The sequence below is a fragment of the Fundidesulfovibrio sp. genome, assembly GCF_058402725.1.
This window is the reverse complement of sequence record NZ_JBZVFJ010000001.1, coordinates 81,500-92,243: the sequence shown is the minus strand read 5'-3', so window position 1 is coordinate 92,243 and position 10,744 is coordinate 81,500. Positions and strand designations below refer to the sequence as shown.

The following is a 10,744-nucleotide window of genomic DNA, read 5'->3' as shown; positions in this document are numbered from 1 at the left end:
TCGCTCCTTGATGCGTACCCCTTTAGGAGGGGTGGGGCCATCCCATCACTGTTAGCCCCCGCCATACGGTTCGAACATCATGACCTCATAAAGCGTCCACGCAGCCCCGTGCATGAGATCGTCATCGGCCAGCAGCCGCCAGTACCTCGCCGGGGCTGATGTCGGAAGGTCATACGCGCGGGGTGATTTGTCGGGATACAAGGTCAATCGGGCCACGTCCCTCCAGTCCTCTCCGTTGTCCGAGGACTGGACACGGACGCCCTTGATGGCCCCATCCTGGCGCAGCACGACACGTCGCACATGCGGGCTCTTGTTTTGTCCGAAGTCGTATCCGACGAACGCCTGGCCCTTCATGGACCTTCCCGTCTGGGCGCCTCCCCAGCGTGATTCCCCCATGTCGCCGTCAAATGCCTGGGCAGCAAGGAAGCCCGGGTAATCCCCCCCACTGAAGGCTTGCCCCCCCACACACAGGTTCGGTCCGAATTCACTCATGGGCGTCAGCGTGGCAGGATCGCCCAGGGCCATTTCGTGAACGGTTCCCGTGGGCGCGGGAACCCACGGCGAGACAAGCCCGGCAAGAGGGGTCATGTCCAGCATGAGCGTCCGCCTCTGATCAACGACCACCGCTCCGCGCTTCAACTCGTTGGAGGCGCAGTAGGTGACTCGATTGTTGATCGCGGGGGTATCCCAATCCTTTGCACCCTCGGGCGCACGCCCCTCCCGAATGAGTTCGCGCAGTGCCAACTGGAGCATACCGGTAGGCCAGGCGCCGCCCAAGATACCATAGCTGGTCATCAGGCCCGGGAATTCGAGCTTTTGGAAACGCCTGTCCACCAGGATAAAATGGGCCGTGCGCTGCTGCGCCGGTTTGAAACTGGAGGCCAGAATTCCCTTGATGTACTCGACCTCCGAAGAGAGCGGCAGGGCCACCTCGTTGCGTACTGTGGCATGTGCGCTTACCACGCCGACCACCAACAGCATGCCGCTCACCGCAAGTCGAAATCGCCGCGTATCACACCCAACGCATCCGGCAAGGCGGAACAGGCTCCAGTATGACAGGAAAAGGGCCAGGGGCATGATCCCGACCGCATACCGGTAATTCAAGGTCGGGTTTTTCGCCACAAGTATTGGAGCCAAGGTCAGCGGCAGCAGTAGGACCAGCAGCAGTGCATGGAGCCCCCCCCCGAAGCGACTGCGGGGGGGGACGGTCCCAGCAGCCCCTCGGGCAGAAAGACTTCTAGCTGCGGACACCGCCAGGCCGCCAAGCACCACAGCCACGGACAGGATGGCCACGACCGCCCCTGAATCGTGCCGCCAACTCCAATAGGAAGAGCCTGTGAGCAGGGGTTTGTCCCAGAACCTGAACGCTTGCGGAATCACTTTCTGCCAAATGAAATCGACAATTCCCGCAAGATTGACGTGGGCGTCCCTGCTGGGATCAACAGTCGCGCTGGATTTGTAGACAACATAAAACAGGAGCATGCTCGCCACAGGCAGAGCAAGGCAGGCCATGATTCTCCCCCAAAGGGGGCTGCAAGCCTGCGGACCGCGACCCATGAGCCATACACCCCAAACGGTGAAGTAGAACATGGCCCCGAGCGGGTGGAACTGAGTGCCCAGGAACAAAATGAGCACCGCCCATGTTCCCTTCCTGAGCGCCTTGCCCCAGCCTATCCCGGCTTCATCCGCAAGTTGAACCGCCACCATCCCTGCCCAAAAACCCGTGAGCACTCCCAAGACGATGTTGAGCTCAGTGAATGCCGCCACGTTGCTATGGAAGGCCGGCAGCGTGAATGCGGCCGCAGACAACATTGCCGCCTCCAATCTGTCCATGCCCAAACGAGCCATGAATTGAGAAAGCCCCAGGGCGCAGAAACCCAGGAGCAGGATGGTCGCACATCGGGCGAGGCTCAACGTGGCTAGCGAATCGATGGGGACGAAGGTAACCCAGGAGATAAAGGCGCCCACCAAGCGACCGCCGTATTTGGCCTGGACCAAGTATGAAGAGTTGGAGAGCAGAGGCTGTTTTGCAGACAGAAATGCCCAAAAATCGTCCATAAAAGCAAACCGCCCAAAAATCAGGGGCGAGTACGCCAATCCTGTCGCGACAAAAGGGATCACTGACGCCGCGCTCTTAACCATGGGGCACCTTTTATTCATTTAGTTCTCATTCCAGATCAACTTTTTGCCAGCTGCACGTTCCGCACGATGCCTGCCCTCCGATGCAAAATCCTGTGAACGAACTCTGGGACAATACGCCTTACATTGAAACGCCCAATGCGAAGAAACCTTATTGGGAAGCACGATCGCGACATCCCCAGGATTGAAAACCTGACGAACAGTTCAATCAACTGTTCGTCATCGTACCAGCGGCCTATCGGGTTTGTCGGCCCATCAACCATTCGCATGAACTCATCATAGTCGCTTGCATATTGAAGACCATCCCTCACTTTCGGAGCTTTCAGCATGCGCCTTAAGAGCGCTTTTGCCAGAGGAAACATCAACCTGTTAAAGAAGAATGGTCTGCAATACAAACTGATGAACAAAGACCCGCCCTTCTTTGTCACCCTATACGCCTCATCAATTCCCCGCTGTGTATCAGGTATGTGATGAAGAACTCCGACGGAATAAAACCTATCTATCACTTCCGTCCTTATCGGGAGCCGCTGTGCATCAGCTTGAATCACAAGCCCGTCTAGGCCATATATCTCCATTGCTTTTGCAGTGCTAAGGACAGCTTTTTCAGTAAAATCGATGCCTACAGGGAATGCGCCACAACGTGCAGCCTGTTTGACCAACCAGCCTGAACCACACCCGACATCCAGAATGACCTTGCCTCGTATCTCCCCAAACCTGTATTCACCCATCGAGAATGGATCACTTTCTTCTGCACGCCACCTGTCTTGTTCCTCGTAATACTCCTTTGTATACAAGGGGCTTTTTGCTTCATACTGGAATATCGGGCTGCTTTCCCAGTGATCTTTTGCGCGCGACAGCAGTTCGCCGTCAACTTGCAGAAAATTTACGACGTTTCCAACAGCAGGATATTTGTTCTCACACGGCTCGCAGATAAAACAACTGCACCGATTGTCATATTGCAAATCGCCGCCACACTCTGGACATGCCAAAACAGCAAGCGCTTTTGACAGGACGTGCTTGTTCATTCCAAACCTCCAAAGTCAATCTATACAAACAGGGTGAATGGCACTGCCGCCCGTTGCGCATACATGTTTAAGTCTCCTGGGGGGGAACGACGCTCTCTTGACCGCGCTCCTTCGTTGCCAACACCATGCAGTATGGAGCTGTCCCCAGCCAGGCAGCCATCCGGTGCGCAATACTTCCAGACGAGAGAAAAGCCCGTGGCATGTACCCGGCATGGACCATGTCCAGGCCTAAGCGCCCGGTCATGTCAATCACCCTTCCCAGGTTATACCGGTAGCAATTGGCCTCGCTCTTGATGCGGTAGAGGGAGCGCAACGCCATCGCCAGGTTGGTGTTGCATGCCTCCACGATCACGATATGCCGCGCGGCAACGCGGGCCATCTCCCGAAGGGCGTAGAGCGGGAACGGGTTCTCCAGGTGATGCAGGGTATGGCAGGTGAAGGCGATGTCAAAGGAGGCGTCCCCCAAGTCATTTTGCTCAAAGGAGCCTTCTCGCACCGCCTCGTCCAACCGCATGCCGCGCAGGGCTTGCGAGGGCTCCAAACCCACCAGGCGAGAATGGCCCTTGCCCCTGAGGTGGCGCATGAAGTAGCCGCGCCCGCATCCGAAGTCCGCCACGCTCTCACATCCAGTGAGCGACAACGCGGAGTGCATGACTGCGTACACGGAGTCCATGAACCGCTGCAACGACGTGCTTGTCTCGTCCAGCCTAGAGTAGACTCCGGTGAGGAAATCGTTGTCCGCCATGGCTCTAGAGCACGCAGCACCGGGCGCAGGCGGGCAGCAGGCCCTGTTTCATCGCTGCCCGGAAGGTTTTCATCTCTTTGGCGTTCCAGCATTCCATCACGTCCCTGTCGGTCGCATTGCCGAGCGGGACGAAGATCTTGCTGCAGGGATACACGGCCCCGTCCGCGTCGATCTGGATCCCCCGCCAGGGGAACAGGCACTTGCGACGGGTGCTGAAGGGTTTGGCGGAATACCAGGACGGCATCTCGGCCTCATCCAGGGTAGGCGCCCACTGCACGTTCAGTCCAGGCCAACGACGCCGCGTCTCGGCGGCCAGGACCGCCACTTCGGACCCCAAGCTTTCCAAATCCCTCTCCTCCTGCGACTCGTTGGTGGGGAACGCATGTCCATAGAGGGCGCGCATCGTCTCGTCCTGGGCAGAAAACTCCGCCGGGGTGAGGTACATGAGGTGCTGCACGCGGACTCCGTCAAGGCCCAGGTCGTGCGCCAGCTCGAAGGCGTGAAACATGTCCCCGGCGGCTCTGGGAGTTATGGTGTAGTTCACCATGAGCCGTGTTGTGCCTTTGCGCCTGGCAAGCGCGCCCAGATTACCCCTGAAGCGCTCGTAGCTGCCGGGCACGCGGGCCACCAGGGAGTGGTTCAGCGGCCCCCCGAGCAGGGTCATATTCAGGTAATCGAGTCCGGCGTCCACGAGCCTTCCGGCCAAATCTGGCGTGGCAAGGGTGCCGTTGGTGAACAACTGCACGGCCAGGCCTTTCTTTTTGGCATAGGCCACCATGTCCACGATGCGCGGATGGGTCAAAGGCTCACCCCCGGTGAGCTGTATTGCGGGGCGGGAGTGGGCCGTCTCGTCCACCACCTTCTTGAATGTCTCCAGGGGCAGCACTGCCACGTCGCCTGTCTGGGAGTGGAAGTAGCACATCTCGCAGCGGATGTTGCATCGATGGGTAACAGCGATCATGACGTTGCGAACCGTGTCCACGTCACGCTCCGTCCGGGCATAGTCCAGGGGGAACCTGACCGCGTCGGCCAGGACCGCACGCAGCGGATAGAGCCGCTTGAAAAAGCGGATGCGCCTGTAGACGTTGCACCAACGACGCAGGGATTCAATCGCCCTTTTCATCGCCGTCCTTTTTGATCAGATTGCGCAGCCAGGGGAAAATCCTGACCATCATCCTGAAGAGCGCGAACTCTACCAAGAACTCGTACCGGTCATGCCGGAGCCGCCACAGGGCCAGGGGCCTGTACAGGAAGGAACAAACCCTCAGGAGCTTGAAGGAGGCGTCGGTGTTGGCAGCTGTCTCCCGGGCGATCTTGTTGTCCACCACGAAGGCCGCCAACTGCATCATCTGGATGAGCCTGTCGTGCCTAGCTGTATACCATGGATGGACGATTTTTTCCTTGGAATCGAAGGAGTCCATTTCAATCCATTCATCCATGGTGTGAGGGGGCTTGTACCCGTACGTTTGGACTGCGTAATCCAACAGCGCAGACCCAGGGATGGGCTTCCAATCGCTGCCGAAGGAGTAGTAGGCGTTGGGATTCTTGGCCACGAGCTCTAGGACCGTATTCTTGGTAAGGATCAGATCTTCATAGGTTTCTCCTGGGGCTCCGCAGAAGAAATTGTAGTCGATTACGATTTCCGGATGACGGGCGAACTTCTCGTTCACCCTGAGGATCTGCTCACGGGTGATGCCTTTCTTAAAAAGCACGAGCAGCCTGTCGCTGGCCGACTCGGCCCCGACCTTGAGCACCCTGGTTCCCGCGCGGATCATAAGCCGGATGAAGTCGTCATCCATGCGGTCGAGCTCATTGATGCGGGCGCCCCTGAATTCGATACAGACGTCGAGCCCCCGACCGATCACGCCCTGGAAGATGCGGCGCATGCGCCCCAGGCTGGGAAAGCTTGTGTCGTCCAGGAAACAGATGTTCCTGGCCCCGTAGCGCTCAACGGCAAAGGCGATGTGTTCCACCACGTCCTCGTCCGGCAAAGGCCGCCAGCGTGGAGCGTTGAGTTCGCGGTACACGGCGGGGTGCACGCAAAAGGCGCACTGGTAGGGACAGCCCATGGCGCTGAACAGGGTGAACATCAGTTCCCCGTTGTAAGCCCGACGGTACGCGGGCTGGTCCAAAGGCAGAAGAGAATAGGGGATGTCCGCGTGCAGGAGCATCTCGTGTTCCCCCGACCGCCGGTTGTGCACCGCCACACCCCGCGCGTCTTTGCAGGAGAGGCCCGGCACGTCGCTGAGGTCCCGCCCGTCCCGCAGGGCCTGCGCCAGCATTGCCAGCGGCTTAGAACCATAGCCGCGCACGAGGTAGTCGATGAACGGCTCTTCGATGGTTTCAGGGAGCACCGTCACGTGAGGCCCACCCCAGACGACCTTCGCATCCGGAAGTTCGGCCCGCACCTGGCGGGACACTTCGCGCGCGTTCTCAAGAGGTTTCCCGGTCATGACCGAGATCCCCACCAGGGCGGGGTGAAGCGCGAGCTCGCGGGACAACGCCTTGCGCCAGTCCCCCGGCTCGCAACGCAGATCCAGAAGGCGCACGTCAAACCCCTGCTTCACGGAATCGGCCGCTGCGTAAAGAATGGACAAGGGCGGATCAACCACCATGGAGTCCATGGATCCCAGCCGAGGGTAGACCAGCAGGATGTCGCTCATCTCGGCGCGCCTCCCAGCATCCTTGCGGCTTCCTGGGCCGCCAGGAAGTGCGCCTGGGCATTGGGATGCTCATCGAAGACGTGCAGCGTGAGCTCCCGGCGGCGTTCGGCAGAAGCAGGCGGAAGGCTCGCGTAGGGGATGCCCAGGCGTGTGCACCAGGAGCCAAGTTCCCGATGAACAACGGCCCTTAAACCTACGCCATCGGCATCGGGGGTCTCGAAGAGCAGCACGGCGAAGCGTTTGCCGTGCTGGTCGCAGTAGCGTTTGAGGTCCAGGATGCACTCACGCATGCGACTGGCAAGGGGGCCTTCGCCTTGGGCGTACCACTCTGCCAGGGCCTGCCCGTAGTCCTTGCCCTGGAGCAGGCGCTGTTTGAATCCGTAGAGCCTGTAAACCAGGGCGTGCAACATGGTCATCTGGGTGAAGAGGCACAGGGCCTGCTGATTGCGGACCGTGAGGGGCTCGGGTTCGATGTCGTTGAAAGTCACCGTAAGGAGCAGGTCGTCGAAGTCGAACGAAACCCCCTTGGAGAGGAAAAAATCCATTGCTGCGCAAGTGTTCCAGCCCATCCGGCTGAAATTGAGCGCCTCCACCTGCGGGGCTGCCTGAACCTGGCCAGAGGTTTCCAGCCGTGCGGCCAGGATGTCTTCCTGCGCCACGCCGAACCCGAAGGCGTAGGAATCGCCAAGGATCATGACCCGGCGCGCGCCGGGAGCACTCCGCTCATGGGAGGGGTGCCGCCCTCGGAAATCAAGCTCGTTGATCTCGTAGAACCAAGGCATGGGCTTGATGTCGAACCAAGCCCGAAAGCCCACCTCGCACAGCGCGTAGGCAGAAACCAGACTCGCAGCAACCAGCAGGCTGTTGACCGCCAAGCGGCCTGCGCGCCTTCCGAGGGTGTTCTCGTGCCTCCCTGGCGTGCAGCCGCCATGCCCCTTGCCGTCATCCACCAGTTGGCCTGTCTCCCTGCGGTCAGCCCCAGACAAGGGTCGCTTCATGCTCTCTCCAGGTCGGATCCGGGCCGTAACGGCGCATGACGGTAACGCCCGAAACAGACTCCCCAGGGGAGGGCGCAAGTGCCGTCAGCGGCTCCAGTACGGTAGGTCCGTCGCCGCGACGCATGCAGGCGAACAGGTCCTGCGGACGAACGGGCCGCGTGAAACTCAGGCGGTCCAGGACGACCGCCCCCTCCGGGGTGGCTTCCAACGTGCGCCGCATCGTATTGCCCGAAGCCGCCATGAGATTGGCGGAGGATTGGTTGACTGCTGTGCCCAGCCTGCCGCGGATCAGGTCGATGCCTTTGCGGGCAAGCCTGGCGCCTACGGCCGTGGTGCAGGCCAGGCGCAGTGCCAAGCGAGCCGAGAAGGACGGCTGAAATCTTTTCGCAGGGTTGATGCCGCAGGTGCAGCCGATTTTCCCGCCGATTTCCTCGATGCGGATGCGTGGGTTGTACGTCTGACAGGTCGCCCATCCTTCTGGGATACGTAGTGCGTATCCCAGGTCGGCAATCTCGGGCCCGTTGGATCCGAAGAAGCGCACCAGCCCCCCCGCCCGAGAGCACATCACGGCTGGCCTACCGCCGGCGCTGACCCTGGCCAGCCCCGAAAGGCCATACACCTTGGCGGGCTGTCCCGTTCCAAACAGGGGTAACTTTTGCGCGCCGGGGCGCAGCCCAGGCGAAAGCTTCAGGTATTCCCAGGCCGCAAGGGGTTGGAAGGACCAGCGAGGAAGACGCAGGTCGTCGGTAAGCGTTGGAGTCAGACCAGACATGCCTGCTGATCCAGACAGAAGAACCTCGAGAAGGGACGCGGCACCGTCGCTGCGGTCAGCCATGAGCACCGCGGCGATGCGCGAAACGTAAGGATTGTGGCATATCCCGTACTCGTCGCCGAGGATCGGTCCCGGATGCGTCCAGGCGCATGCGAAATCCATGGCGCGGGCAAAAGCCGAAGCATGTTCCCACCAGCCCAACTCCACCATGGCCATGGCCGCAAACTCCACGGTAAGAAACGTATAGCCGGGGTCCATGGCCCGCACCTCGGGAAACCAGCCCTCGTGCGTCTGGGAACCGAGCACGGAGGCCAACTTGGAACGCGCGACCGCAGCCAGACGCGGCGCTTCCAGGGCCTGGGCGCAAAAAGCAAGCGCGCAGGCTCCTGTCACTTGGTGGTTGGTCTTGAAGAAATCGTCATGCGTTTCAAGCCAACGTGCCGTCACTTCCAGGCGCTGTTTAACCTTAGCGACCACGTCCGGGGGTAGAAACCGGCCCACGGCCAGCAGGGTTCTGGCCACGCAGTGGGCTGCATAAGCGGGAGCCGCATAGGCGCGCTCGCCTTTGTACCATTCATCCAGAGCCCCATCGGGGTATTGCATCGCCATCCAATAGGACAACTGGGCGACCACAACGTCCAGTAAACGCCGGTTACCCGCCCAGGAAGATCCAGGAAACTCGGCGCGATACAGCATGCTAAAGGCCAGCATGGATTCCTGCCGCCTGGCGTCGGAGAATTCAGATGTCTTATCGCGCCAGAAAGCGAGGTGCGAACATCCGTATGTAGGCGAGAGAGGGTCGAGGTCGATCTGGGATACAAGCCGAGGCACAGCCGAAACCACAAACCTGACCTGGAATTCGAAATCGTTCATGGCCTGGGTTCGCCCCCAGAGTCCGCATTGAACCCTTCCGCTTCGTCCACGGACTCGTTTGCGTCAGTCGGCCTGTGGAGTCTGAAGTTGATAAGTTCACCCAGCAGACCAAAAAAAATAAGGATCAGCCCGGCCAAAAACAACACCGGGGAAAGCACCCATAAGGGATGCTCTGCGAGAAGCCAGCTGGGACGTCCCAGAAAGATCCCTGCAAAATGCGACGAAATATAGTACACTCCAATCAACGCAGAAAATGCGATGCTCGAGACGCCATACAATCCGAAAAAATGCAGTGGAGAGGCGAGATACCTGGTGATGAAGAACACGGTCAGCAGATCCATGAGGCCGTGGTAGAATCGCTTCACCCCGTATTTTGAAACCCCATGAACTCTTGCGGCGTGCTCCACCTCAACCTCGCCAACCCTATATCCACTTCTCGAAAGAAATACGAGGACAAAGCGGTGCATGTGTCCGTAGAGCTTCAGACACCCAAGACATTCACGCCGGAAAGCCTTGAAGCCGGAGTTGAAGTCATGGATGCTCAACCCGGATACCCTGCGCAGAAGCCAGTTGAAAAGACACGAAGGCAATTTTTTGCTTAAATATCCATCCCTTCGCACGCGCTTCCATCCGGTCACGGCGTCGAGGTCCTGGGAGGTCAACGCGGAGAGAAGTTTCGGAAGTTCCTCGGGGATGTCCTGAAGGTCTCCGTCCATGGTGACGATGATCTTCCCCCGAGTGGCATTGAAACCGACCTGCAGCGCGGTTGACTTGCCCCTGTTGCAGCGCAGATGCAGACGTTTGAATTTGTCAGGAGCGGCACGGCAGATGGCCTTGAGCGTTGAATACGTTGAGTCCGTGCTTCCGTCGTCCACGAAGATTACTTCGCTTGCCCCAAGCCTGGATAGAACGCACTCTAGCCGCGATGCCAACTCACGCAAGGAATCGGCTTCGTTGAAGACAGGGATCACCACAGAATAATCGAGATAGACCTCTTTAAAAATGCCCTTATTCCAGCAACATTCAAGGTTCAGGCCATTTTCAGATACGCCAGACAAAGACATTACCTTCTCCAGAGCCACTCAGAACCATCCTTTAACGCGACCACCCAACGAACAAATCCCTCGCTCAGCATCAATACGCCCTTCCCTCTCTAGCCAGCAGATTATCTGGAACATTTCTCAAGCCCAGAAAGAAGCACCAGTTGCATGCGCCCAAAAACAGAGCCAACACCATTGAATTCTTATTTTAATATAAAAATACGCGTAGCAATAGCCGCAGGCCAGTCTCCAATCTACAATTTCACGGATCAAAGGCAGCACAAGTAAGCCTTGGCCTTGTAATACCGGGACGGACGGGTCTTTGAGCCGGTAGTTAGCCACTCGGGCAACTGCACTTTCGCCATCTCGAACGCTTTTGCCATCCGTTTCACTGCAAATCCTTATTGAAAGGCAACGGCCCGCGCGAAATCATAATTTTCTCGCGAGACATTGATTTATCAATGGCCTGGCTATCGACTTGTTGGGCCT

Annotated in this window: 8 protein-coding genes; all 8 read right to left on the bottom strand. The window is 58.9% G+C overall.

Translation table 11 applies throughout. The features are described 5' to 3' along the window. Positions 1 to 51: 51 nt before the first annotated feature. Positions 52 to 2,142 carry a discoidin domain-containing protein gene (locus ACV4UX_RS00425; RefSeq protein WP_491591363.1) on the bottom strand — a complete coding sequence of 697 codons (2,091 nt, stop codon included), beginning with the start codon at positions 2,140 to 2,142 and terminating at the stop codon, positions 52 to 54. Between the two features lie 35 nt (positions 2,143 to 2,177). After that, a complete protein-coding gene (locus ACV4UX_RS00420) occupies positions 2,178 to 3,164 on the bottom strand; it encodes a methyltransferase domain-containing protein (protein WP_491591362.1) in 987 nt (328 codons plus the stop codon). 67 nt (positions 3,165 to 3,231) lie between these two features. Further along, positions 3,232 to 3,909 carry a class I SAM-dependent methyltransferase gene (locus tag ACV4UX_RS00415; RefSeq protein ID WP_491591361.1) on the bottom strand — a complete coding sequence of 226 codons (678 nt, stop codon included), beginning with the start codon at positions 3,907 to 3,909 and terminating at the stop codon, positions 3,232 to 3,234. A 4-nt stretch (positions 3,910 to 3,913) separates the two neighbouring features. After that, positions 3,914 to 5,032: a radical SAM protein gene (locus ACV4UX_RS00410; protein WP_491591360.1), complete on the bottom strand. Its 1,119-nt coding sequence runs from the start codon at positions 5,030 to 5,032 to the stop codon at positions 3,914 to 3,916. Next, positions 5,016 to 6,572 (bottom strand): B12-binding domain-containing radical SAM protein, encoded by a 1,557-nt coding sequence (locus ACV4UX_RS00405; protein ID WP_491591359.1) that lies wholly within the window; start codon positions 6,570 to 6,572, stop codon positions 5,016 to 5,018. The genes ACV4UX_RS00410 and ACV4UX_RS00405 overlap by 17 nt, the downstream gene beginning before the upstream one ends. After that, positions 6,569 to 7,447: an SGNH/GDSL hydrolase family protein gene (locus ACV4UX_RS00400; protein ID WP_491591358.1), complete on the bottom strand. Its 879-nt coding sequence runs from the start codon at positions 7,445 to 7,447 to the stop codon at positions 6,569 to 6,571. Before ACV4UX_RS00400 ends, ACV4UX_RS00405 begins: the two co-directional genes overlap by 4 nt. Positions 7,448 to 7,544: 97 nt before the next feature. Further along, a complete protein-coding gene (locus tag ACV4UX_RS00395) occupies positions 7,545 to 9,215 on the bottom strand; it encodes a hypothetical protein (protein WP_491591357.1) in 1,671 nt (556 codons plus the stop codon). Beyond that, positions 9,212 to 10,297, bottom strand: a complete 1,086-nt coding sequence (locus ACV4UX_RS00390) for a glycosyltransferase family 2 protein (protein ID WP_491591356.1) — start codon at positions 10,295 to 10,297, stop codon at positions 9,212 to 9,214. The genes ACV4UX_RS00395 and ACV4UX_RS00390 overlap by 4 nt, the downstream gene beginning before the upstream one ends. Positions 10,298 to 10,744 lie beyond the last annotated feature (447 nt).